Genomic DNA, 24,084 nt, shown 5'->3' with positions numbered 1-24,084 from the left:
GCGCGGACGTACGTCACCGGAAGCCCGCGTACGGCTGATCGGCCCCACGAGGGCCCTTCCAGGCCCTCGGAGCAGTCACCAGCATAGGCGATCCGCGGGGGCCCGCCGGACCAGACACCACAACTTGTAGGTGGTCGGCGCCATACAAGCACTAGATGTGGTGTCTGGACGCACATAGCCGCCTACCGCGTGTCGCGGTGGAGGCGGGCCGTCGGGGTCACCTACGAGCGTACGGGAAGCCTGCCGCGAGGCGGCCCGCAGGGGCCGGAATGACGGAATCCGCAGGCGGCGCACGGGCGGAGGGCGCGATCCGAACGCCCCTCCCCGCCCCTTCGGCCCCCGCTACGGGCACGCCGGGGCCGAAGGGGATAATACGGAGCGAAGCGGCCTTCGGGTTCCGCGTCGCGGGCGATACCGGCAGAGGCCGCCTCACCCGCCGACGTCCCGGCGGCGCCGCACCGAGAATTTGCCGGTCTTTCCGAGTGCGACGGGGTACGCGGGAGGCACGGCGCACCGCCCGTCGGGGCCGAATCACCGTTCGGGTTTCCGCTCTATACACCAGACACGCGAGCGAGTCAGCAGATTCGTTGATTTTCACTCGAACGTGTGTTTGGCGCAACCTTTCGAAAGCAACTACCGTTGGCTAACTAGGGAGCACATTCCGAGAGGGGCCGACGTGACCACCACCGCAGACAGCGCGACCATCACCGCACAGAGCCACTCCCAGAGCCGGTTCGAACACCCTCAAGTGGCACGGAGCACACCGATGGACGACGCCGCGCCGGATGCTGCGGAGCAGAAGCCCACCCGTGCGCTGCCGGGACGGCCGCCGGGGATCCGGGCCGACAGCTCGGGGCTGACCGATCGCCAGCGCCGCGTGATCGAGGTCATCCGGGACTCCGTCCAGCGCCGGGGATATCCACCGTCGATGCGGGAGATCGGCCAGGCCGTCGGGCTCTCCAGCACCTCTTCCGTCGCCCATCAGCTCATGGCCCTGGAGCGCAAGGGCTTCCTGCGGCGCGACCCGCACCGCCCCCGGGCGTACGAGGTCCGCGGCTCCGACCAGGCCAGCAGCGCGGCCACGGAGACGGCAGGCAAGCCCGCGGCGTCCTACGTCCCGCTCGTCGGGCGGATCGCCGCCGGTGGACCGATCCTCGCCGAGGAGTCCGTCGAGGACGTCTTCCCCCTCCCCCGGCAGCTGGTCGGTGACGGCGAGCTGTTCGTCCTCAAGGTCGTCGGCGACTCCATGATCGAGGCCGCGATCTGCGACGGCGACTGGGTCACCGTCCGCCGCCAGCCGGTCGCGGAGAACGGCGACATCGTCGCCGCGATGCTGGACGGCGAGGCCACCGTCAAGCGCTTCAAGCGCGAGGACGGCCATGTGTGGCTGCTGCCGCACAACGCCGCCTACCAGCCGATCCCGGGCGACGAGGCCACCATCCTCGGCAAGGTCGTGGCGGTCCTGCGGCGGGTCTGACCTCGCCCCACGAGCGAGCCCCGGGACCACTGCGCCGGTTCCGGGGCTCCGCGCTGCCCGGCGACACCGCCGTCGGGCGGCGTCACGCGCCGCTCTCCGCCTCCCGGGCCGCCGCGTCGATGGCCGCGAGCGACCGGCGCACCTGATTGCGGTCGGTGGTGTACCAGAAGTCCGGCATCGACTTCCGCAGGAACGAGCCGTACCGGGCCCGCTCCAGCCGGGGGTCGAGAACGGCGACGACGCCGCGGTCCCCCGTCGCCCGGACCAGCCGTCCGGCGCCCTGCGCCATCAGCAGCGCGGCATGCGTCGCCGCCACCGCCATGAAGCCGCTGCCGCCGGCCTCCTCCACCGCCTTCTGGCGGGCGCTCATCAGCGGATCGTCCGGACGCGGGAACGGCACCCGGTCCATCACCACGAGCTGGCAGTTCGGGCCCGGCACATCCACGCCCTGCCACAGCGACAACGTGCCGAACAGACAGGTCCGGGCGTCCGCCGCGAACGTACGGATCAGCTCGCCCAGGGTCTCCTCGCCCTGGAGCAGCACCGGCATGTCGAGGCGGCCGCGCATCGCCTCGGCCGCCGCCTGCGCCCCGCGCATCGACGAGAACAGGCCCAGCGTCCGGCCGCCGGCCGCCTCGATCAGCTCCGCCAGCTCGTCGAGCATGTCGTCCCGGCTGCCCTCCCGGCCCGGCTGCGCGAGGTGCTTGGCGACGTAGAGGATGCCCTGCTTGCCGTAGTCGAAGGGCGAACCGACGTCCAGCCCCTTCCAGACCGGGGCGTCCTCCTCCCGCACGCCCTCCGGGGAGAGGCCCAGGGACGCGCCGACGCCGTTGAAGTCGCCGCCCAGCTTCAGGGTGGCGGACGTCAGCACCACCGAACGGTCCGCGAAGAGCTTCTCGCGCAGCAGCCCGGAGACCGACAGCGGCGCCACCCGCAACGACGCACCGAAACGGTCGTGGCGCTCGTACCAGACGACGTCGTACTCGGAGCCGTTGGCGATGCGCTCGGCGACGGCGTGGACGTTCTCCACCGAGGCGAGGGCCTGCTTGCGGACCGCGTCCTCGTCCTGGACGTTCTTGTCGCGCGTCGAGCCCAGCGCGGAGACCACCGTACGGGCGGCGTCCCGCAGCGCCATCAGGCAGTAGCCGAGATCCTCCGGGATCTCCTCCAGGCGGCCGGGCAGCGCCAGCTCCATCAGCCGCTCGAACGTCTCGGCCGCCGTCTGCAGCTGGTCGGCGGCCTTTTCGTTGACGAGCTTGGCGGCGCGGCGGACCGCGCGGTTGACCTGCCCGGGGGTCAGCTCGCCGGTGGCGACGCCGGTGACCCGGGAGACCAGCTCGTGCGCCTCGTCGATGATCAGCACGTCGTGCTCCGGCAGGACCGGCGCGCCCTCGATCGCGTCGATCGCCAGCAGGGCGTGGTTGGTGATCACCACATCGGCGGTCTTGGCGCGCTCCCGGGCCGCCTCCGCGAAGCACTCCGCGCCGTACGCGCACTTCGAAGCGCCCAGGCACTCCCGGGAGGCGACCGAGACCTGGCCCCAGGCGCGGTCGGAGACGCCGGGCGTCAGGTCGTCACGATCGCCGGTCTCCGTCTCGTCCGCCCAGTCGCGCAGCCGCAGCAGGTCCTTGCCGAGCTTGCTGGTGGGCGTCGCCGACTCGAACGGGTCGAAGAGCCCCTCCTCCTCTTCCTGCGGCACGCCCTCGTGCAGACGGTGCAGGCAGAGGTAGTTGGAGCGGCCCTTGAGCATGGCGAAGTCGGGGCGGCGGCGCAGCTGCGGATGGAGGGCGTCGACGGTGCGCGGCAGGTCACGCTCGACGAGCTGGCGCTGGAGCGCGAGGGTGGCCGTGGCGACGACCACGCGGTCGCCGTGGGCCAGCGCCGGCACCAGATAGCCGAGGGACTTTCCGGTGCCGGTGCCGGCCTGCACCAGCAGATGCGACTGGTCGTGCACGGCCTCGGCGACGGCCTCGGCCATCGCCACCTGGCCGGGCCGCTCGGTGCCGCCGACGGCGGCGACGGCGGCGTGCAGCAGATCGTTGAGGGAGGGCTTCGTCATAGCGTGGCCAGCCTACGCGGGACCACTGACAGCCCGCCCCGTCACGGCGCGTACAAGGGGTTGGGGACGGTGCCGTGGACCGTGGCGTGCGGGCGTTCGGCACTGTCGCGGTAGCCGTCGGTGTACAGGCGGTTGCGGTTCAGGCACAGCCGCTCGATCCGCGGGGTGAGCAGATCGAAGAGGGCGTGCCTCTCCTTGAGCGCGGGGAAACGTTCGTGGTGGCGGAGGATCTCCGCCCGGACGAGGGACCAGAATTCCCTTTCGGGAACGTCCAGTTGCTCCTCGCAGAGCGGTGCGAGGTAGCGGAAGACACCGATGAACAGCCCGGAGTGGATGAACTGGGTGAGAAACCCCGGAGGCTCGGTCAGCAGCACCTCACGGACCTCGTCCGGCATCGCCTCGTGCTCGGCCAGCGGCGTCGCGCTGATGTTGAGGTCGTCGACGAAGTCCTTGACGGCGAGCCGGACGGGCACCTCGCTCTCGTCGAAGACCACGATGGCGTTCTCGCCGTGCGGGGAGAAGACCGTGCCGTAGCGGTAGAGGAAGTGCAGCAGCGGCGGCAGCATCACGGCGAAGAGGCGGCGCAGCCAGACCCGGGGCGGCAGGCCCGAGCGGCGGACGAGTTCAGCGGTCAGGGCGCGGCCGTCCGGATCGGTCTGGAGCAGCGAGGCGAGGGTGCGGGCACGCTCCCCCGGGTCGAGGTAGCCGGTGAGGGGCTCACGCCAGATGCAGCCGAGCAGTTCCTTGTACTGGTAGGGGACGCCGGGCAGCCGGTCGTAGAACGGGTGCTGGACGGTGACGGAGGCGGTTTCGCCGAGGAGGATCACCCGCGTGTCGTCGCGCAGATACGGATCGTTGTCGCGCAGCTCGTGGACCCAGCCGGTGACGGCGGGGGCGGCGGCGGTGCGTTCGGTGGGCAGCCCGCGCCAGACGAGGGTGTTGAGGATCGAGAGCGGGAGCTTGACGGTGCGGCCGTGCGGGCGGCTGGCGTTGAGGAAGGTGCGGATCGACTGCTGCGGCAGGCGGAGGTCGTTGTCAGTGGGCAGCGCGATGATGGATCTGTCGGCGAGTTGCGGCGCGAAGAGCGGCGCGACGGTCTCGTCCCACTGCCAGGGGTGGACGGGAAGGTAGAGGTAGTCGGCGGGGTCGCGGCCCTCGGCGGCGACGGCGCCGGCGAAGCGGTCGCGGACGGCGGGGGGCAGCTCCTCGCCGTAGAGACGGTCGGGGGTGGCCAGTGCGGGGACGCCACGGTAGTGGGCGAGGTCGCGGTGGGCGGCGAGCCAGGGCAGGCGGCGCGGGATGCGGGATTCGGGGGCCCACTCCGCGGCGTCCCGGGCGGAGAAGCCGAGCCGGCCCTTGTTGGCGACGAGCCAGGGGTGGCCGGTCTGGTGTCCTTCCAGAGCGGCGTAGTCCAGGTCGGCGAGGGCTTCGACGCCGAGTGCGGTGGCGTCCAGACGGGCGTCGGCGGCGAGGGTGGCGGTCAGCTCCCGCAGCAGGTGCCCGGTGGTGTCGCCGGACAGCCCGAGGAGGGTGTCGTGGGCGCGGGCGAGGAAGCGCAGCGGATCGGCGTCCGGGGTGAGCGAGTCGGGATCGACGCGCCAGTGCCCGTACGCGCCGCGGCGGGCGGTGAAGCGGTAGACGAGGCCGTCGGCGACGGGCAGCCGGTAGTGGGTGGGGTGGCCGTCGGGATCGGGGGCGGGGTCGGCGGGGCGCGGCACGGCAGGCGCGGGCCCTGCGGCGGCCGGATCTGCCGCCTGCTCCGGCCGCCGCCCCGGCGCAGGTTCCGGGACGGGCTCCGGGCGGATGATCTCCTCGTAGGCGAACTCCGCCAGGGTCTTGGCGAGCAGGCGGCGTTCCGCGCGCTGCCAGCGGAGCGGGGCGGGCCGGGCGTCGTCGGCGGCACGGGATGCGGCGGGCCGGTGTTCAGCGGTCACGGCGGGACTCCTCGTTGTGGGACCGCACCGGCACGGCGGGGACACGCCGGCGGTCACCGGATGGTCGGGGGTGGGTCAGGGGCGGCGCGTTTCCTTCGGAGGGTGGTGGCGCGGGAGGGGTGGATCCGGAAAGCGGGACGGGGCCGCCGGTGGACGGCCCCGGGTCAGAGCGGGTCGAGGGGGTGGCGGTCGCGGATCATCAACGCCGCGCGTTTGTCGGGCAGTTCGAGCTCGCCGTCGTAGCGGAACCCGGCGGCGAGGAAGGCGGCGACGGAGGGGGTGTTGCGGACGTCCGGTTCGGCGACGACGCGGGTGCAGCGCGGGCGGTGGGTGAGGACGAGGTCGGCGACAGCCCGCAGCAGGGCCGTGCCGAGGCCGCGTCCCCGGTGCTCCGCGCCGAGGAGGAGGTGCAGTCCGGTGTCGTGCGGGCGGGCCGCGTAGTGGCGGGCGAGCGGGTCGAGGTCGGCGCGGTAGACCTCCCAGTAGCTCATCGGGACGCCCGCCAGGACACCGAGGCAGGGGACGCTGCGGCCGTCGCCGGTGAGCTGGGGGTGCAGATGTGCCGCGGTGACCTCGGCGGGGCCGGCCAGTTCCCAGTAGGCCGCGACCGCCGGATCGTTCATCCACGCCGCGATGCGGGCGAGGTCGGCGACGAGGTCCACGGGGACGAGGGCGAACGGCCCCTCGGCGGTCCGGGCGGGCGGCCAGTCGGCGAGCCCGTCGAGCAGCGGCCCGGCGGGGCCGGCGTCCGCCCGGCGCCGTGCGGCGGGCGGCCCCGGGGCGTCCGGCAGCTGCCGGACGGGGGTGGTGCCGGAGCCGGGTTCGGTGGGTGGCACGGCGGCGCTCTCCTCTCGTGGCCCCGGGCCGCGGATCGACGCGGCCCCGGGGCGGGCGGGCCGGGGCGGTGGCGGGTGCGCGCGCCCCGGGGTGTGCCGGTGGTCGCGGGGTCGGGCGTCACGGCCCCGCGAAGATCGGGAAGACGTCCCTAGGGGGCCAGGGGGTTGGGCAGGGCGAGGTAGACGGATTGGGTGTCGACGGGGCCGACGAGTTCGTCGAGGCCGTGCAGCCGGGTGGCGAGATTGGCCTTGCAGCGCAGGGTGCGGGTGGTCAGCAGCAGCTCCGGCAGGCGGGAGCGGTGGGCCGCGGGCGCCGTGGCGGCGTCGGCGAGGAAGTGGCGGAAGGCGGCGAGCAGGACCTCCTCACGGACCAGGTGTTCGGCGCCGAAGGCCCCGATGAGGCCGAGGACGTTGTTGATGGCGAGGTAGTAGGCGAAGCGTTCGTCGGTGACGTCGTCGGGGACGAAGGTGTCGCTGGCCTCGCCGAGACCGGGCAGTCGGGCGGTGAGGTCGTCCCGGCGCGAGGTGCGGAAGTAGTAGCCCTGGTTGTCGCGGTAGCGGCCGCCCGCGGGCCAGCCGTCGGCGTCGAGGAGGACCAGGGTGTTCTGCTGGTGGGCCTCCAGGGCGACGCCCGCGGTGCCGTCGAGCCACAGCACGGGCCGGACGACGGCTTCGAGGTAGCGCAGGAACCATTCGGTGGCGACGGCGGCGGGGGTCCGGCCGGTCCGCGCACCGAGCGCGGTGACGAGGACGGCGAGGCGGGAGCGCATCGCGGGGCGGCCGGGCCAGGGCCGGGGCGAGGTGAGCCCGGCCAGGCAGACCGCGTCGTCGCCGGGGCGGAACGGGTGGTGGCGCACGACGGCGTCCAGGCCCTGGACGGGGGCGCCGTCGGGGCCGTCGACGGCGAGGTAGGCCGGGTCGCGGATGATGTCGAAGCCGGGGTGGACGGCCTGCCAGTCGGCGGCGAGACCGGTGCGCAGCAGCCGGTGCATCTCGACGCCGCGGAGCAGTTCCTTACGGAGGTTCTCCCGGCGGGAGTTGGTGATCCGCAGCCCGAGGGAGAGCTTGAGCATCGCGTCGGAGCCGGGGCGGCAGACGGTGCGGACCGACGAGGTCGGGTACCAGGTCTCGCCCCCCGGCCCGAGGTCGGTGAGCGCACCGGAGTCGAGGAGGGCGGCGACCTCGGGGCGGGTGGCGAGATCGCGGGCCTGCCAGGGATGGAGCGGCAGCGGGACGGTGCCGTCGGGCGGGGTGGGGGCGCCGGCGGCGAGAGTGTGGGCCAGCCGGTCGGCGGGGACGGTCCGGCCGCGTACGGTCCACGCGGAGTCGGCGGCGAGGGCCGAAGGGTGGACGGCCATCCAGTGCAGGGCGAAGCCGCCCCGCAGCTCGGGCGCGTAGACGTGGTGTTCGGCGTCGGTGAGGCCCTCGCGGCTCTTGGGGGTGGGGTGCAGCGGGTGGCCGAGGAGGAGGGACTGCTCGCCGTCGAGGAAGCGGGAGTGCCCGGCGTCGGCGGGGCGGGCGCGGCGGTCGGCGAGGAAGACGGCGGTGGTGCGGACGGAGCAGGCGACCCGGCCGACGAGGTCGGCGCCGTCGCCGCAGACGGTGCCGGCACCGGGCGGGGCCGCGCCGTGGGCGGCCTCGCGGCGCAGCAGTGCGGCGAGGGTGACCGCGTCAAGCGGGGCGGCGTCGGCCGGAGCGCCCTCCAGGGCGGGGGCGCCGAACCGGTGCAGGCCGGTGGGCGACCAGTAGCGGACGGGGACGTGCAGGGCGGTGGCGCTGGCGTGCAGCGGGATGCGCAGCCGGCCGCCGGCCGGGCGGTGGCCGCCGCTCTCGCGGATCCAGCAGCGCAGCAGGTTCTCGACGGCGGCGGCGTCGGCGGCGCGGGCGGGGTCGGGGTGGTCGAGGGGGTCGGGCTCCGTGGGGAGGGGGTGCGGTACCGCGCCCGGCGACGGCGCGGCGTCGGCGCCGTGCCGCTGCTGCTGGCGCGGTACGCCCGGGCCGAAGGTGTCCGGGTGGTGGGCGGGGCGCTCGGGGGCCTGCGTCCCGTCGGTTGCGGGGCGTTCGGTCATGGGGAGGTGCCTCACTGTGTGGGGTGGGGAGGGCGTGCCGGTCCGCCCGGGGCGGGGCGGACCGCTGCGGCTAGCGGGCGTGCGGGGCGCCGCCTCGCGGACCGGGCGGGGCCTTGCGGACACACTCCAGGGCGTCGGCGAGGCGGTCGAGGATCGCTTCGGCCTGTTCGTCGGTGAGGGTCAGCGGCGGCAGCAGCCGGACGACGGACCGGTGGCGGCCGCCCAGTTCGACGATGAGGCCGCGGTCCAGGCAGGCGCGCTGGACGGCCGCCGCGAGGCCGGGGTCCGCGGGCAGATCACCGGCCGGGCCCGCCGCGCCCTCCGGGTCGACCAGTTCGACGCCGAGCATCAGGCCGCGGCCGCGGACGTCGCCGATGCAGGGGTGGGCGGCGGCGAGCGCCCGGAGCCGGGCGAGCATCCGGGCGCCGAGGGCGGCGGCGTGCCGGTCGAGTCCGGTCGCGCGGACGTGGGCGAGGGTGGCGCGTCCGGCGGCCATCGCGAGCTGGTTGCCGCGGAAGGTCCCGGCGTGTGCGCCGGGCCGCCAGGTGTCCAGCTCCGCGCGGTAGATGATCACGGCGAGCGGCAGGCTGCCGCCGATCGCCTTCGACAGGACGAGGACGTCGGGGACGATGCCGCTGTGCTCGACGGCCCAGAAGGCGCCGGTGCGGCCGACGCCGGTCTGGACCTCGTCGACGATCAGCGGGATGCCACGGGCCGCGGTGATCTCCCGCATCCGCCGCAGCCAGGCGTCCGGGGCGGGGATCACGCCGCCCTCGCCCTGGACCGGCTCGACGATCAGGCCCGCCGGGTCGGACACCCCGCTCCTGGGGTCGTCGAGAAGGGATTCCGTCCAGCGGGCGCCGAGTTCGGCGCCGCGGGCGCCGCCGGTGCCGAACGGGCAGCGGTAGTCGTAGGGGTACGGCAGACGGGTCACCGCGGTCTGCCGGGCGCCGCCGGACGCGGCGAGGGCGCCGGTCGTCATGCCGTGGTAGGCACCGGAGAAGGCCATCAGCCCGTCCCGGCCGGTGGCCGTGCGGACGAGGGTGAGAGCGGCCTCGACGGCGTCCGTCCCTGCGGGCCCGCAGAACTGGATCCGTGCGTTTTCGGCCAACTCGGCGGGCAGCGAGGCGAACAGCTCGGTGACGAAGGCGTCCTTGATCGGCGTGGCGAGGTCGAGGACGTGCAGCGGGGCGCCGGAGTCGAGGACGGTGCGGACGGCTTCGAGGACGACGGGGTGGTTGTGTCCCAGGGCGAGCGTCCCGGCGCCGGAGAGGCAGTCGAGGTAGCGGCGGCCGTCGGCCCCTTCGACGGTCAGCCCCCGGGCGCGCACCGGCACGATCGGCAGCGAGCGGGCGTAGGTGCGGGCCGCGGATTCCCGCTGGGCCTGCCGTCGCAGGATCCCCTCATGGCCCGGCGGCGGGGCCGTCGGTACGGATTCGGTCAACGCCACGTCGGTCGTGTCCTCCGGATGCTGAGCTACGGCGCGCGGGGCCGGCGGGCGGCCCGGCGTTCCCCCGTACGTACCAACGACGCTCACGGCGCGGGATCACGGTCGTGGGAAAGATCCTTACCAGCCGGAACCGGGGGCCCGGCTAACGCCGTCCCCCTCGGCACCGGCATAGTGGGGGCTTGCGTCCGGCGGCTTGGGGTTCATGACAAGAGCCGCGGGGTGTGCCACAACAGCTCAGATTCGATGTCTCAGGGGGAGTTCACCCATGCGTTCCATACGTCCGCCCGCCCGCCGCACCACGTCGCGCGCGCGCCGTTCCCCGGCCCTGGCCGCCGCGCTGACCGTCGTCGTGGCGCTGACCGCGACCGCCTGCGGTCCCGACGGCGACGCGGACGCCAAGGCCAGCGCGTCCGCCGCGCAGGACGCCCCGGGCGGCACCGAGATCAAGATTCCGCAGGACCTCCAGGAGAAGCTGAAGAAGCACGGCATCGACCTGGACAAGTGGAAGAACGGCGAGTGGAAGAACTGGGACCGCGACAAGTGGCTCCGGCAGGCCGGCGAGTTCATCAACCCGATCATCAAGGACTTCTGGGACCCGGACAAGATCGAGAAGGTCAAGCCGCCGCAGGACCCGAGCAAGCCCGAGGACATCTCCGAGGACCAGGGCAAGACCGACCCGGAGCCGGCCGCGGTGCCGGCGCAGGCGGTGCGGACGCCCTACACCTCCACCGCGCCCGGCGTGGGTCTGCTGCTCTTCAGCACCCCCGAGGGTGAGTCGCGGTGCTCGGCCACCGTCGTGAAGGACCCGGCGCACCCCGGCAAGTCCAACCTGGTGTGGACGGCCGCGCACTGTGTGCACGCCGGTAAGAACGGCGGTTGGTACCGCAACATGATGTTCGTGCCGAACTTCAACCGGAACGGCGTGTCCGCCGCCGAGATGAAGACCGCGCCGTTCGAGGACCGCGTCCCGGCGGGCAAGTGGTGGGCCGACGACATGGCCACCTCCAGCGAGTGGATCAAGGACGGCGGCGCGGTGCCGGGCGTCCCGATGGCGCCGTACGACTTCGCGCTGATGCACGTGAAGCCGGAGGAGGGCACCAGCGGCAAGTCGCTGGAGGAGATGGCCGGTGGCGCGTACACCGTCAACTTCAACGCGCCCGCGATGAGCAAGATCCCCAGCCTGACGGCGCAGGGCTACCCGGCGGAGGCGCCGTTCGACGGTGCGCTCCAGGAGCAGTGCACCGACCGGCCGACCCGTCTGTCGATGGACGCGGTCAAGCCCACCATGTACCGCATCGGCTGCACCATGACCGGTGGTTCCTCCGGTGGTCCCTGGTTCGCGAAGGGTGCCGACGGGCAGCCGGAGCTGATCTCCAACATGTCGATGGGTCCGCGTCCGGCCAAGTGGGCGGCCGGTCCGCACCTGGGCCCCGAGGCCCGGAACATGTTCGACGCGATGAGCAAGCGCTGGGCGGCCAGGGGCTGATCCGCCCCTGACGTCCCGGCAGCGTGAAGGGCCGCTCCCCCTCGGGGGAGCGGCCCTTCGGCGTGCGTACCGGCGCCGGTCAGGCGGCGGGGACGAACGGCTGCAGCTCGGCGGCGAGTTCCTGGTGGACGCGGGCCTTGAGGACCGTGCCGTCCGCGGTGTGCTCCTCGGAGATGACCTCGCCCTCGGCGTGCGCCCGGGAGATCAGCGCCCCCTGCGTGTAGGGGACCAGCGCCTCGATCTCGACCTCGGGGCGCGGGATCTCCTCGTCGAGCAGTTCCAGCAGCTCGGCCATGCCCTGGCCCGTGCGGGCGGAGACCACGAGGGCGTGCTTCTCCTGGCGCAGCAGCCGCTGGAGGACCAGCGGATCGGCGGCGTCCGCCTTGTTGACGACGACGATCTCGGGGACGTCGCCCGCGCCGACGTCGCGGAAGACCTCGCGGACGGCGGCGAGCTGCTCCTCGGGCGCCGGGTGCGAGCCGTCGACGACGTGCAGGATCAGGTCCGAGTCGCCGACCTCCTCCATCGTGGAGCGGAACGCCTCGACGAGGTGGTGCGGCAGGTGCCGGACGAAGCCGACGGTGTCGGCGAGGGTGTAGAGCCGCCCGCCGGGGGTCTCGGCGCGCCGGACGGTCGGGTCCAGGGTGGCGAACAGGGCGTTCTCCACCAGGACACCGGCGCCGGTGAGGCGGTTGAGCAGGGAGGACTTACCGGCGTTGGTGTAACCGGCGATGGCGACCGAGGGGATCTTGTTGCGCCGGCGTTCCTGGCGCTTGATGTCCCGGCCGGTCTTCATCTCCGCGAGCTCCCGGCGCATCTTCGCCATCTTCTCGCGGATCCGGCGCCGGTCCGTCTCGATCTTGGTCTCACCGGGACCACGGGTGGCCATACCGCCGCCCGCCGAACCGGAGCCACCGCCACCCATCTGCCGGGACAGCGACTGACCCCAACCGCGCAGCCGGGGCAGCATGTACTGCATCTGCGCCAGCGAGACCTGCGCCTTGCCCTCCCGGGACTTGGCGTGCTGGGCGAAGATGTCGAGGATCAGCGCGGTGCGGTCGACGACCTTGACCTTGACGACGTCCTCGAGGTGGATCAGCTGGCCCGGGGAGAGCTCACCGTCGCAGACCACCGTGTCGGCGCCGGATTCCAGGACGATGTCGCGCAGCTCCAGGGCCTTGCCGGAGCCGATGTAGGTGGCCGGGTCGGGCTTGTCGCGGCGCTGGATGACGCCGTCGAGCACGAGGGCGCCGGCCGTCTCGGCGAGGGCGGCCAGCTCGGCGAGGGAGTTCTCCGCATCGCTCGCGGTACCCGAGGTCCAGACGCCGATGAGCACCACACGCTCCAGGCGGAGCTGGCGGTACTCGACCTCGGTGACGTCTTCGAGCTCGGTGGACAGTCCGGCGACGCGGCGCAGGGCGGCGCGCTCCGACCTGTCGTACTGCTCGCCGTCACGTTCCTCGTCGACCGCGTGGCTCCAGGCGACGTCCTCTTCCATCAGGGCGTCGGCCCGGAGGCTCTCGGGGAGGCGCTGGCGGTCCGCAGGAAGAGAAGAGGAGGTCATTTGATCCTTTGTGTCGTCGGGAAGTCCTCGGGAGGCCGGTCGGCCGCGCTGGGACTTTCGGTGGTGACAACGTCCGGACCGCGCCGGAGATTCCCGGCCGCCGGAGTCGACCCGTCGATGGTCGCACGGGCGGTGGGGGCCGTCACGCGAGTTTCCCGGTGTTTCCGGCGATTCCCGGCGGACGGGCGCACACCGGGGCGGTACGGCGGATCCGGCGGCGGGCCCGCCCCGTGCGCCGTGCACGGGGCGGTCACGTGACGCGCCGGGACTTCCACTGCGGGTGGCCGGGCATCGGCGGGGTCTTCCTGTCGTACAGCCAGGCATGGAGGAAGCCGGAGAGGTCGCGGCCGGAGATCTCGGAGGCGAGGGCGGTGAAGTCGGCGGTGGAGGCGTTGCCGTCGCGGTGCCGGCGGACCCAGGCGCGCTCCAGGCGGTCGAAGGCGGCCGGGCCGATCTTCTGGCGGAGCGCGTACAGGACCAGCGCGCTGCCGTCGTAGACAACCGGGCGGAAGATGCTGATCTTCTGCCCGGCGACCGGCCGCTTCGGCGCGGCCGGCGGCCCGCCGTCGGCCCGCCAGCCGTCCGACTCGGTGTAGGCCCGGCGCATCCGGTCGGCCAGGGCGGCCTTCCCGCGGCCGCCCCTCTCCTCGGCGTAGAGCGCCTCGTACCAGGTGGCGTGGGCCTCGTTGAGCCAGAGGTCGGACCAGCGGCGGGGGCTGACGCTGTCGCCGAACCACTGGTGGGCCAGTTCGTGGACCATCACCGACTCGACGTACCAGGAGGGCCGGTGGTCCTCGGTGAAGAGACCCTTCTCGAAGAGGGAGAGGGTCTGGGTCTCCAGCTCGAAGCCGGTGCGGGTGTCGGCGATGAGCAGCCCGTAGAGCGGGAACGGGAAGCGGCCCACGCGGCGCTCCATCCAGGCGATCTGGGCCGGGGTGCGGGCGAGCCAGGGCTCCATGGCGGCGCGGGCGGTGGCGGGCACCACGTCGCGCACCGGCAGGCCGTGCGGCCCCCGGCGGGTGAGGACGGCGGACTTCCCGAAGGAGACCTGGGCCAGTTCGGTGGCCACGGGGTGGACGGAGCGGAAGGTGCGGGTCGGGCGGGGCCCGTCCTCGCCGCCCGGGACGGGCACCCCGCCGGCGACCGCGGTGACGCCGCGGGGCGCGGTGAGGTGGAAGGTGACGTACGCCTTGTCGGAGGGGTGATCGTTGCAGGGGAACACCCGGTGGGCGGCGTCGGCCTGGTTGGCCATGGCAAGGCCGTCGGGGGTGCGGATCCAGCCGCCGTCGGCGGCGCCCCGGGGGTCGCTGGTGTGGCGGACGACGATCCGCAGCGGCGCTCCCGCGGGCACCGGCACGGCGGGGGTGATCACGAGGTCCTCGCCGCGGCGGGCGAAGCGGGCGGGGAGTCCGCCGACGGTGACGGAGGAGACGGTGCCGCGGGCGAAGTCGAGGTTGAGGTGGTCGAGCGCCGTGGTGGCGCGGGCCGTGACGGTGGTGACGGCGGGGAGCGGCCGGTCGTTGTGGCCGCTGTAGCCGAGGGCGATGTCGTACGCGAGGACGTCGTAGCCGGGGTTGCCGAGCTGCGGGAAGAGCCGGTCCCCGATGCCCTCGGGGCCGGGCGCCGGGGGTGCGGCGGCGCCGAGGGCGGCGACGGCGGCCAGGGCGAGGGCGGTGGCGCGGCGGCCACGGCGCGCGGCGCGTCCGCCGTCCCGGGGGCGCGGCGACGGCTCGGGGCGGGCCGTGCGCGGACGGCGCCGGAGGTACCGGAGGTAAGGGGTGAGCGGCATGGACCACGGCTACCAGCGCCGCCCGCTCCCCCGGTGGCGGCTCTCCCCCCTGGCACCCGAACGGACGGTGGACGGCGCGCCGGGGCCCGTATGCGCAGGCGTGCGGCGGGGGTGTGTTCGGTGTGCGCGTGGGGCGCGTTCCCGGGCGGGCGCGCCCCTGCGCGGCGGGCGGTCAGGGGCGCGGTGCGGGCGCCCGGCGGGACTTGCCTTCCCGGGTGACGTCGTAGACGCCCGGCACCTGGCGCATGGCGCGCAGCAGGGCGGGCAGCGCGGCGGCGTCCGGCAGCCGGAGCGTGTAGGTGTGGCGGACGCGCTGCTCGTAGGGGGGCTCGACGGCGGCGGAGACGACGGCGGCGCCCTGGACGGCGATGGCCTCGGTGAGATCCGCGAGCAGGTGGGGGCGGCTGAAGGCCTCGGCGCGGAGCGTGACCCGGCAGCCGTGTCCGGCCGGTCCGGAGCCGTGCCAGCGCACCCCGACGGGCTCCCGCCCGGTGGCGGCCATCCGGGCCCCCACGGGGCACAGGGCGCGGTGCACGGTGACGTTGCCGCCCCGTACGGCGAAGCCGGTGACCGGGTCGGGCGGCACGGGCGTACAGCAGCCGGCCAGCCGGACGGCGGCACCGGGCAGCCCGTCGACGGCCAGCGCCTCGGGGGCGGGATCGTCGGCCCCGGGGGCGCCCGGCCCGGCCTCGTGCGCCCCTTCCCCTTCCCCTTCCGCCTCCGGGCCGGGCGGGGACGGCGGGTCGACGGCGGGCGGCGCACCGTCCGGAGCCCCGGAGGCCGAGGGGGCGCCCTCCCCCGGCGGCTGCCCCGCGCCCTGCTGTCCGCCGCGCTCCGCCAGCCAGCGGCCGATGGCGAGGCGGGCGGCCGGGGTGCGGGTGTGGTCGAGCCATTCCGGGGACGGGCCGGCGGCCGCGTCGGGGCCCAGCAGCAGCTGGAGGCTGTCGCCGTCGTGCAGCACGGTGGAGAGGGTCGCCAGACGGCCGTTGACCCGGGCGCCGATACAGCGGTGCGCGTCCTCGCCGTGCAGGGCGTACGCACCGTCCACACAGCTCGACCCGGCGGGCAGCCCGACGGGGCGGGCGCCGGCCGTACGCCCGCCCGGGGGGACGTCCCCGGGGCAGAAGACGGTGATCTCGCGGTCCTGGGCGAGATCGTCGCGGAGCGAGGACCAGAAGGTCTCCGAATCGGGGGTGGCGCTCTGCCACTCCAGGAGGCGGGAGAGCCACCCGGGGCGCGTCGGGTCGGCCCGCTCGTCCTCCGCGGTGTCCGCGCCGGCCGCCGGGGCGTACGGGTTGCCCAGGGCGATCACCCCGGCTTCCGCGACGCGGTGCATCTGATGGGTGCGGATCAACGTTTCCGCGATCTCCCCCGCCTCGCCCGCCACCGCGGTGTGCAGCGACTGGTAGAGGTTGAACTTGGGCGCCGCGATGAAGTCCTTGAACTCCGAGACGACCGGCGTGAAGCAGGTGTGCAGCTCCCCCAGGACCGCGTAGCAGTCGGCGTCCTCGGGCACCAGCACCAGGATCCGTCCCAGGTCCGCACCGGTCAGCTCGCCGCGGGCCCGCCGCACCCGGTGCACCGAGACCAGGTGGCGGGGGCGCAGCCGGACCTCCGCGTCGATCCCGGCGTCGGTCAGGACCGTACGCATCCGGGCGGCGAGCGCGGCGAGCGGATCGGGGCGAGCGGCGTGCTCGCTCAGCAGGCGGCGGGTGGCGGCATACTCCTCCGGGTGCAGGATCGCGAAGACCAGGTCCTCCAGCTCGCTCTTGAGGGCCTGGACGCCGAGGCGTTCGGCGAGCGGGATGAGGACGTCGCGGGTGACCTTGGCGATCCGGACCTGTTTCTCCGGGCGCATCACGCCGAGGGTGCGCATGTTGTGCAGCCGGTCGGCGAGCTTGATGGACATCACACGGACGTCGTGGCCGGTGGCGACGAGCATCTTGCGGAACGTCTCGGGCTCGGCGGCCGCACCGTAGTCGACCTTCTCCAGCTTGGTGACACCGTCGACGAGATAGCGGACCTCGGCGCCGAACTCCGCCCGCACCTGGTCGAGCGTCACCTCGGTGTCCTCGACGGTGTCGTGGAGCAGTGAGGCGGTCAACGTGGTGGTCTCGGCGCCGAGTTCGGCAAGAATCAGGGTCACCGCGAGCGGGTGGGTGATGTAAGGTTCGCCGCTTTTCCGCATCTGGCCGCGGTGCGAGGACTCCGCGAGCGTGTACGCCTTGGCGAGGATCGCGAGATCGGCGTGCGGATGGTGGCCGCGGTGCACCTTGGCGACGTGTTCCAGCGCGTCGGGGAGACCATCGCGCGGCGCCGGGCCGAGCAGCGCGGCCCGGCCGATACGGCGCAGTCCGCGCAGTGCGGGGCGGGGCAGACCACGGCGGTTCCGGGCCGTGTCCGGGTTTCCAGGGTTCGTGGCCTCTGCGCTCATGGGCACCTCCGGCAGCGAGTCGACCGGCGGTCAGGCGCCGTCGGTTGAGCGGCCGGGCCGGTGGTTGATGCTACCGAGCCCACCACGCGCCGTTCGCCCGCCCCCTCCCCCCTACGAAACGGATCACCCGTTCGAGCGAAATTCCTGGTAACGGCCGTGTCTTGGGAGGGCGGCGGTGCGACGGCGTACGGTCAGGCGGCTCCCCCGGCGAGCCACGTGGGATCGAGGGTCCCCTCGGCGACGATGACGGCGGGCCCGGTCATCTCCACCGTGCCGTCGGGCAGTTCGGTGATCTCCAGGGTGCCGCCGAGGACGTCGACGGTGTACGTGACGGGGGTGCCGGTCAGCGCCGGGTCGGTGCCGTCCCGGCGGGCGGCGGCGACGGCGACGGCGCACGCACCGGTGCCACAGGAACGGGTCTCGCCGGAGCCGCGCTCGTGCACCCGCATCGCGACGTGGCGCGGTCCGCGGTCGACGACGAACTCGACGTTGACGCCCTCCGGGTAGACCGCGGCGGGCGCGACGCCCGGGGCGTCGAGCAGGTTCCCGGCGTGCGCCAGGTCCTCGACGAAGGCCACGGCGTGCGGGTTGCCCATGTTGACGTTCCGGGACGGCCAGGTGCGCTCACCCACGGTGATGTCGGCGTTGCCCTCGGGCAGCTCGGCGCGGCCCATGCCGACGGTGACGTCACCGGTCTTGGCGACGTGCACCCGGCGGATGCCGGCGCGGGTGGCGACGGCGAGGTCACCGGCCTCGGCCAGCCCGGCGTGCAGGAGGTAGCGGGCGAAGACGCGGACGCCGTTGCCGCACATCTCGGCGACCGAGCCGTCGCTGTTGCGGTAGTCCATGAACCACTCGGCGTCGTCGGCCATCGCCCGCGCCTCGGGGTCGGCGGCGGCGCGGACGACGCGCAGCACACCGTCGGCGCCGATCCCGGCGCGCCGGTCGCAGATCCGGGCGACCTCGGCGGCGGTCAGGTCGAGGCGGCCCTCCGGGTCCGGAACGATCACGAAGTCGTTCTCGGTGCCGTGGCCCTTGAGGAAGTCGATACGCGCTGCGGTGCTCACCCCTGAATCGTACGGGCCACGGGGGCGGTCCGGCGCGCGGGGCGGACGGGCACGGGGCACGTACGGCGGGGCGGCACACGGGCCGCACGGTGCGGGCGCCGCGAGGGGCCGGCCGCCCCGTGGGGTCAGCGCAGGCGGGTGACGCGCCAGATGGCGAGGGCCGCGGGGACGACCACCACGGCGGTGTAGGCGAGCACCACGCGCCAGCTCGCGCGGCGGCCGGAGCCCCGGGTGGGCAGGCCGGGCCAGGTGTGGCCGACGCGACGGGCCGCCATCATGCCCCAGCCCGCGGCGCAGCAGCACAGCAGCAGGCCGAGCATGGCGATGGGCGCACCGCCGTCGCCGCCGAACTCGAAGGCGAGGGGGAAGGCGAACATCAGGGAGCCGACGGCGGCGAGCACCACGACCGGCGCCAGCTGCCACAGCCGCAGCCTCCGTGGCGGGCGCAGCTCCCGGAACGACTCCCCGCCCTCGGCGGCCGGCTCCTCGGCGTCGGGCCCGTCGGAGCCGTCCAGCGCGGGGCTGTACGGGGCCTGGAGACCGGTGCCGTCCGGCTCCGGAAGGGCGTCGGCGTGTCCGTCGCGGTCACCGGGGACGGCGTACGGGGCGGCGTCGGCGTCCCCCGGGTGCGCGGGGTGGTGCGGGGTCGGGGCGCCACCGTCGCACGGCGCCGTGCCGGTGCCGTGCCGGTCCGGGTGCTGCGCTCCGTTACGAGGGCCGGCCTCCATTGCCACGCGCCCTCCCCACTACAGACTGCACGCTCGATCGACGGTTGATGATGACACGGGCTCAGGGGCCCCGATGACGGGCGGAGCGTCCCGATGCCATGACGTGATCAGGCTGTGACCGGTCGTTCGAGGAGCGCAAGGGCGTGCCGGGGCAGTTCCGCGCGGTCGCCGTCGGCACCGCTGAGCCAGTGCACCCGGGGGTCGCGGCGGAACCACGCGTCCTGCCGCCGGGCGAACCGCTTCGTGGCCCGTACGGTCTCCTCCCGCGCTTCCGCTTCGGTGCACTCCCCCGCCAGGTGGGCGAGGACCTGCTGGTAGCCGAGGGCACGGGAGGCGGTGCGGCCCTCGCGCAGCCCGGCGGCCTCCAGGGCGCGCACCTCGTCGACGAGCCCGTCCTCCCACATGCGGTCGACGCGGCGGGCGATGCGGTCGTTCAGCTCCGGCCGCTCCACGCCGACGCCGATCTGCAAGGTGTCGTAGACGGCTTCGTGGCCGGGGAGGTTGGCGGTGAAGGGGCGCCCGGTGATCTCGATGACCTCCAGGGCGCGCACGATGCGGCGGCCGTTGCCGGGCAGGATCGCGCGGGCGGCCTCCGGGTCGGCGGCGGCGAGCCGGGCGTGCAGCACGCCGCTGCCGTGCTCGGCCAGCTCGGCTTCCAGACGCGCCCGGACCTCCGGGTCGGTGCCGGGGAACTCCAGGGCGTCGAGGGCGCCGCGTACGTACAGCCCCGAGCCGCCGACGAGGACCGGCGTGCGGCCCTCGGCGAGCAGCCGGTCGATCTCGGCGCGCGCCAGGCGCTGGTACTCGGCGACGTTGGCGGCGCGGGTGACGTCCCAGATGTCGAGGAGCCGGTGCGGCACGCCCTGCCGCTCCGCCTCGGTGAGCTTGGCGGTGCCGATGTCCATGCCGCGGTAGAGCTGCATGGAGTCGGCGTTGATCACCTCGCCGCCGAGGTGCGCGGCGAGCGCGACCCCCAGATCGGACTTCCCGGCCGCGGTGGGCCCGACAACGGCGATGACCCGCGGAGCGGGGACTGCGGTGTTCACGGGGTCCAGTCTCCCAAACCTCGCGGTGGGCGGGGTGCCGGGGCCGCGCGGGGCGCCGCGCCCGGGGCTACGCCCAGGACGCCACGAAGTACCCCACCCCGTACGGCGCCTCGTCGTGGCGCAGCGTCCCCCGGAGCGGGCGGCCGGCGCGGGCGGCTCCGGCGAGGATCTGCCAGGGGGCGCGGCCGGTCGCCTTGAGGGCGGTGGCCTCCTCGGGGGTGAGGGCGGCGAGGGCGTCGGTGTCGGCGGTGGCCAGGGCGCGGGCGAGGGCGGCGTCGTACTCCGCGGCGCGTTCGTCGTAGTAGCCGGGGGCTTTGACCGTGCGGCAGGCGCTGCCGTCGCCCATCACGAGGAGCGCCACCCGGGGGGCCGAGGCGGCGACCTCGCGGCCCGCCTCCAGACAGTCCTCCGGGGCGAGCGTCTCGGCCACGCCCAGACCCGCCACGGGGGCGTCGACGGGGGTGGCGTGGGCGAGCAGCCAGGCGCCGACGGACAGGGCCGGCGGCAGCGGGCGCCCGGGCGGGTGCGGTGCGGTGCCCAGGGCGACCTCGCGGTCCACGCCGAAGCCCCGGAACGAGCCGGTGGCGCCCTGCGGGTACGGCCCCTGTCCGGCGCCGTCCGTCGGGCCGACGACGACCAGCCGGTCGGGGCGGGCCGCGGCGAGGGCGTCGACGGCCTCCCGGCAGGCGGCGCGGAGCGGGTCCAGTTCGGCCGCGGCACCGGCGGCGACCTCGGGGACGAGCAGGGGCGGGCACGGGCACAGGGCAGCGGCTACGAGCATGCCGAGCAGCGTAGCCCGCACCCGGCGGGCGGGCGCCGCCCGCTCCGCCGCCCCGGGCCGCGCCGGTCACAGCGGGACGGGCCGCCCCGCGGCAGCCCGTCCCGGACGCCAGGAGCCGGCCCGGAGCGGCGCACCACGGCGCGGCCGCTCCCGGGCGTGCCCCGTCAGTCGCAGCCGCAGCCGCCCGTCGGGGCCGGGGCGGCGGCCGGGGCTCCGATGGAGGGGAGGCCCAGCATGACGCCGGCGGGCTTGGCGGCGGGAGCCGCGTTGCGGCGTTCCCAGGCGTCGCCGGCGGCGGTGCGGCGGACCGCGGAGACGGGGCCCTCGGCCAGGAGGTGGTGCGGGGCGGCGTAGGTGATGTCGACGGTCACCGTGTCGCCGGGGCGGACCGGCTCCTCGGGGCGGGTGAAGTGGACGAGGCGGTTGTCGGGGGCGCGGCCGGAGAGGCGGCGGGTGGCGTCGTCCTTGCGGCCCTCGCCCTCCGCGACCATGACCTCCAGGGTGCGGCCGACCTGCTTCTTGTTCTCCTCCCAGGAGATCTCCTCCTGGAGGGCGACGAGACGCTCGTACCGCTCCTGGACGACCTCCTTGGGGATCTGGTCGTCCATCTCGGCGGCGGGGGTGCCGGGGCGCTTGGAGTACTGGAAGGTGAACGCCTGGGCGAAGCGGGACTCGCGGACCGTGTGCAGGGTCTGCTCGAAGTCCTCCTCGGTCTCCCCGGGGAAGCCGACGATGATGTCGGTGGAGAGCGCGGCGTCCGGCATGGCGGCGCGGACCTTCTCGATGATGCCGAGGAACCGCTCCTGGCGGTACGAGCGGCGCATCGCCTTCAGGACGCGGTCGGAGCCGGACTGGAGCGGCATGTGCAGCTGCGGCATGACGTTCGGGGTCTCGGCCATGGCGGCGATGACGTCGTCGGTGAAGTCGCGCGGGTGCGGGGAGGTGAAGCGGACCCGCTCCAGGCCCTCGATCTTCCCGCAGGCGCGCAGCAGCTTGCTGAACGCCTCGCGGTCGCCGATGTCGGAGCCGTAGGCGTTGACGTTCTGGCCGAGCAGGGTGATCTCGGAGACGCCCTCGGAGACCAGCGCCTCGATCTCGGCGAGGATGTCGCCGGGGCGGCGGTCCTTCTCCTTGCCGCGCAGCGCCGGGACGATGCAGAAGGTGCAGGTGTTGTTGCAGCCGACGGAGATGGAGACCCACGCGGCGTACGCGCTCTCGCGGCGGGTCGGCAGCGTCGAGGGGAACGCCTCCAGGGACTCGGCGATCTCGACCTGCGCCTCCTCCTGGACGCGGGCGCGCTCCAGGAGGACCGGCAGCTTGCCGATGTTGTGCGTGCCGAAGACCACGTCGACCCAGGGGGCCTTCTTGACGATGGTGTCGCGGTCCTTCTGGGCGAGGCAGCCGCCGACGGCGATCTGCATGCCGGGGCGGGCGGCCTTCTTCGGGGCGAGCTGGCCGAGGTTGCCGTAGAGGCGGTTGTCGGCGTTCTCGCGGACCGCGCAGGTGTTGAAGACGACGATGTCGGCGCCGTCGGCGTCCTTGGGCGCGCGGACGTATCCGGCGTCCTCCAGCAGGCCCGAGAGCCGTTCGGAGTCGTGGACGTTCATCTGGCACCCGTAGGTGCGGATCTCGTAGCTTCGCTCAACGCCCACGTCATTACTCCGGTCACTGCTGCTGGTCACCCCACAAGGGTAAGGGGGTGCGGGAGGCGGCTCTCCCACGGCGACGGGGCGGGCCCCGTGCGGGCGCGCGCGGCGGCCCGCGCACCGTGCGCGGCGGCCCCCGCCCGGAGGAGGCGGGGGCCGCCGCGCACAGGGGCGTCAGCTCTCGTCGAGGCCCCAGAAGGGCGAGGGCGTCGAGCCGCCGAAGACGTCGCCGAAGCGGGCGGAGTACGCCGGGGCGCCGACGCCGGCGGCGGCGAAGGAGGTCACGCCGCCGTGGGCCGGGTTGCCGGTCGGGACGGACCAGACGGCGCCGTGCCGGTCGTTCTCGCCGGGTGCGGAGGCCGCCAGATCGGCGTGGCCGTTGCCGTCGGTGTCCAGCAGCCGGACGCCGGCGCCGAACATGTCGCCCGCCTCGGCGACACCGGGCACGCCGGGGCTGTCCTGGCTGAAGGCGACCGCGCCGGTGCCGGTCAGGCCCTTGTCGGAGCCCTTGAGCAGCACCACCGAACCGGCCTGCTTCTTGGTACCGACGGCCTCGCCGGGCACGCCGACGGCCAGCTCGTCGCGGCCGTCACCGTCGGTGTCACCGGCGGTGAGGGACGCGCCGAACACGTCGCCCTCCTCGTTCGCCCCGGGCACGCCGGGCGTGGCCTGGGTGAAGGTGTCGGTGCGGCTGCCGAGACCGGAGGCCGTGCCGTAGCGGACCTTGACGGTGCCGGAGTCGGTCCAGGGCCCCTCGATGATGCCGCCCGGCGCCTCGCGCCAGGCGAGGTCCGCGCGGCCGTCGCCGTTGAAGTCGCCCATGGTGGCGGGGAGCGCCTCGGGGCCCTCGTCGGACTGCTTGGTCAGCCCCTTGGGACCGCCGAGGAAGACGGCGCCGGGCCGGGACGACTCCTCCATGGCGCGGGCGACGAACACGTCGTCTGCGCCGTCGCCGTTGAGGTCGCCCGCGGTCAGCGACAACGCCTCGGAGTCACCGTCGGCGACCGACACGGTCTGCTCCTGCGCGGGCTTGCCGTCCCGGGTGAACGGGCCCTGGAGCAGCTTGGCCTGCTTCTCGTTCCCGTACGCGAGGGTGAAGAGGTCCTGGTGGCCGTCGCCGTTGAAGTCGCCGCCCGCGATGTGGCGGGCGTGGCTCAGCGTGACGGCGCCTTCGCCGCTCAGCCCCTTGCCCTTGGTGCCCCACAGGGCGAGCAGGGCGTCCTCCTCCCCGGACTCCACGACGACGGCGAGGTCGGTGATCCCGTCGCCGTCCAGGTCGCGGGCGACGAGTTCACTGCCGAAGACCCCGTTGGCGACGGCCGGGATGCCGGGCGTCTTGGCGTCGATGACGGTACGGGTCGCCGGGTCGAGTCCGTGTGCGGAGCCGTAGACCACGGTGATGTACGAGGGGTTGTCGTCCGCCGTGGGGGCGCCGATGACGAGGTCGTTGTAACCGTCGCCGTTGAAGTCCTCCTTCAGCACGGTCTTCTTGGCGGCTGCCCGGGGGGTGCTGCCGGGATCGCTGCCGCCGGACGTGACGGCGCCCGCGGTGACGGCGAGCGTCCCCACGACGACGGCTCCCACGCCTGCGGCTATCGCTCCCCTGGTGCGCTTGCGCACTCGGCCTCCTGGATATCAGTGGTTCGCGTAGTCCCTACGCCTGTCTTCGTACGGTGTCCGGGCCCGCCGGACACCGCCCCCGTCCCCTTCGAGGGGAT

At 74.4% G+C, this 24,084-nt stretch carries 16 protein-coding genes; 2 read left to right on the top strand and 14 right to left on the bottom strand.

Annotation, left to right across the window (positions count from 1 at the left end; translation table 11 throughout):
• The first annotated feature begins 676 nt into the window (after nt 1-676).
• Entirely contained in the window at nt 677-1,477 is an 801-nt protein-coding gene (gene lexA, locus ACF1BH_RS05240; RefSeq protein WP_030288183.1) for a transcriptional repressor LexA, read from the top strand.
• An 82-nt stretch (nt 1,478-1,559) separates the two neighbouring features.
• Here lexA and ACF1BH_RS05235 read toward each other — a convergent pair whose 3' ends face one another.
• From ACF1BH_RS05235 to ACF1BH_RS05215, 5 genes are all read right to left on the bottom strand, one after another.
• On the bottom strand, nt 1,560-3,536 hold the full coding sequence (locus ACF1BH_RS05235) for an ATP-dependent DNA helicase (RefSeq protein WP_391641061.1): 1,977 nt from the start codon (nt 3,534-3,536) through the stop codon (nt 1,560-1,562).
• A gap of 41 nt (nt 3,537-3,577) precedes the next feature.
• On the bottom strand, nt 3,578-5,470 hold the full coding sequence (locus tag ACF1BH_RS05230; protein WP_391641060.1) for an IucA/IucC family protein: 1,893 nt from the start codon (nt 5,468-5,470) through the stop codon (nt 3,578-3,580).
• 164 nt (nt 5,471-5,634) lie between these two features.
• Nucleotides 5,635-6,306: a GNAT family N-acetyltransferase gene (locus ACF1BH_RS05225; RefSeq protein ID WP_391641059.1), complete on the bottom strand. Its 672-nt coding sequence runs from the start codon at nt 6,304-6,306 to the stop codon at nt 5,635-5,637.
• A 149-nt stretch (nt 6,307-6,455) separates the two neighbouring features.
• Nucleotides 6,456-8,375, bottom strand: coding sequence for an IucA/IucC family protein (locus ACF1BH_RS05220; protein WP_391641058.1), 1,920 nt, complete (start codon nt 8,373-8,375; stop codon nt 6,456-6,458).
• 70 nt (nt 8,376-8,445) lie between these two features.
• Entirely contained in the window at nt 8,446-9,825 is a 1,380-nt protein-coding gene (locus tag ACF1BH_RS05215; protein ID WP_391641057.1) for a diaminobutyrate--2-oxoglutarate transaminase family protein, read from the bottom strand.
• A 265-nt stretch (nt 9,826-10,090) separates the two neighbouring features.
• Here ACF1BH_RS05215 and ACF1BH_RS05210 point away from each other — a divergent pair, with 265 nt between their 5' ends.
• The gene (locus tag ACF1BH_RS05210) at nt 10,091-11,311 is read left to right on the top strand and encodes a trypsin-like serine peptidase (protein WP_391641056.1); all 1,221 of its coding nucleotides are present in this window, start codon (nt 10,091-10,093) and stop codon (nt 11,309-11,311) included.
• Nucleotides 11,312-11,390: 79 nt separating this feature from the next.
• Here the strand turns inward: ACF1BH_RS05210 and hflX are convergent, their stop codons facing one another.
• From hflX to ACF1BH_RS05165, 9 genes are all read right to left on the bottom strand, one after another.
• Nucleotides 11,391-12,875: a GTPase HflX gene (hflX, locus tag ACF1BH_RS05205; RefSeq protein WP_391641055.1), complete on the bottom strand. Its 1,485-nt coding sequence runs from the start codon at nt 12,873-12,875 to the stop codon at nt 11,391-11,393.
• Nucleotides 12,876-13,125: 250 nt separating this feature from the next.
• Nucleotides 13,126-14,664 (bottom strand): M1 family metallopeptidase, encoded by a 1,539-nt coding sequence (locus ACF1BH_RS05200; RefSeq protein WP_391641054.1) that lies wholly within the window; start codon nt 14,662-14,664, stop codon nt 13,126-13,128.
• A gap of 172 nt (nt 14,665-14,836) precedes the next feature.
• Entirely contained in the window at nt 14,837-17,098 is a 2,262-nt protein-coding gene (locus ACF1BH_RS05195; RefSeq protein WP_391641053.1) for a RelA/SpoT family protein, read from the bottom strand.
• A gap of 191 nt (nt 17,099-17,289) precedes the next feature.
• The gene (gene dapF, locus ACF1BH_RS05190) at nt 17,290-18,165 is read right to left on the bottom strand and encodes a diaminopimelate epimerase (RefSeq protein ID WP_391641052.1); all 876 of its coding nucleotides are present in this window, start codon (nt 18,163-18,165) and stop codon (nt 17,290-17,292) included.
• Nucleotides 18,166-18,290: 125 nt separating this feature from the next.
• Nucleotides 18,291-18,893 carry a hypothetical protein gene (locus tag ACF1BH_RS05185; protein WP_391641599.1) on the bottom strand — a complete coding sequence of 201 codons (603 nt, stop codon included), beginning with the start codon at nt 18,891-18,893 and terminating at the stop codon, nt 18,291-18,293.
• A 107-nt stretch (nt 18,894-19,000) separates the two neighbouring features.
• Nucleotides 19,001-19,939 (bottom strand): tRNA (adenosine(37)-N6)-dimethylallyltransferase MiaA, encoded by a 939-nt coding sequence (gene miaA / locus ACF1BH_RS05180; RefSeq protein ID WP_391641051.1) that lies wholly within the window; start codon nt 19,937-19,939, stop codon nt 19,001-19,003.
• A gap of 67 nt (nt 19,940-20,006) precedes the next feature.
• Nucleotides 20,007-20,720, bottom strand: coding sequence for a class III extradiol dioxygenase subunit B-like domain-containing protein (locus ACF1BH_RS05175; protein WP_391641050.1), 714 nt, complete (start codon nt 20,718-20,720; stop codon nt 20,007-20,009).
• A gap of 164 nt (nt 20,721-20,884) precedes the next feature.
• The gene (gene miaB / locus ACF1BH_RS05170; protein WP_391641049.1) at nt 20,885-22,372 is read right to left on the bottom strand and encodes a tRNA (N6-isopentenyl adenosine(37)-C2)-methylthiotransferase MiaB; all 1,488 of its coding nucleotides are present in this window, start codon (nt 22,370-22,372) and stop codon (nt 20,885-20,887) included.
• Nucleotides 22,373-22,540: 168 nt separating this feature from the next.
• Nucleotides 22,541-23,986, bottom strand: a complete 1,446-nt coding sequence (locus ACF1BH_RS05165; RefSeq protein ID WP_391641048.1) for an FG-GAP-like repeat-containing protein — start codon at nt 23,984-23,986, stop codon at nt 22,541-22,543.
• Nucleotides 23,987-24,084: the final 98 nt, after the last annotated feature.

The organism is Streptomyces sp. NPDC014733, from assembly GCF_043083385.1.
Taxonomy (GTDB): domain Bacteria; phylum Actinomycetota; class Actinomycetes; order Streptomycetales; family Streptomycetaceae; genus Streptomyces.
Note: the sequence above shows the minus strand (reverse complement) of the source record. Positions and strands in the feature narration are given on the sequence as shown.

Excerpts from the sequence above, each read along its gene's own strand:
- ACF1BH_RS05185 (WP_391641599.1), bottom strand. The coding sequence starts at position 18,893 with ATGGAGGCCGGCCCTCGTAACGGAGCGCAGCACCCGGACCGGCACGGC.
- ACF1BH_RS05200 (WP_391641054.1), bottom strand. The coding sequence starts at position 14,664 with ATGCCGCTCACCCCTTACCTCCGGTACCTCCGGCGCCGTCCGCGCACG.
- ACF1BH_RS05210 (WP_391641056.1), top strand. The coding sequence starts at position 10,091 with ATGCGTTCCATACGTCCGCCCGCCCGCCGCACCACGTCGCGCGCGCGC.
- hflX (WP_391641055.1), bottom strand. The coding sequence starts at position 12,875 with ATGACCTCCTCTTCTCTTCCTGCGGACCGCCAGCGCCTCCCCGAGAGC.
- ACF1BH_RS05175 (WP_391641050.1), bottom strand. The coding sequence starts at position 20,720 with ATGCTCGTAGCCGCTGCCCTGTGCCCGTGCCCGCCCCTGCTCGTCCCC.
- ACF1BH_RS05235 (WP_391641061.1), bottom strand. The coding sequence starts at position 3,536 with ATGACGAAGCCCTCCCTCAACGATCTGCTGCACGCCGCCGTCGCCGCC.
- ACF1BH_RS05220 (WP_391641058.1), bottom strand. The coding sequence starts at position 8,375 with ATGACCGAACGCCCCGCAACCGACGGGACGCAGGCCCCCGAGCGCCCC.
- ACF1BH_RS05195 (WP_391641053.1), bottom strand. The coding sequence starts at position 17,098 with ATGAGCGCAGAGGCCACGAACCCTGGAAACCCGGACACGGCCCGGAAC.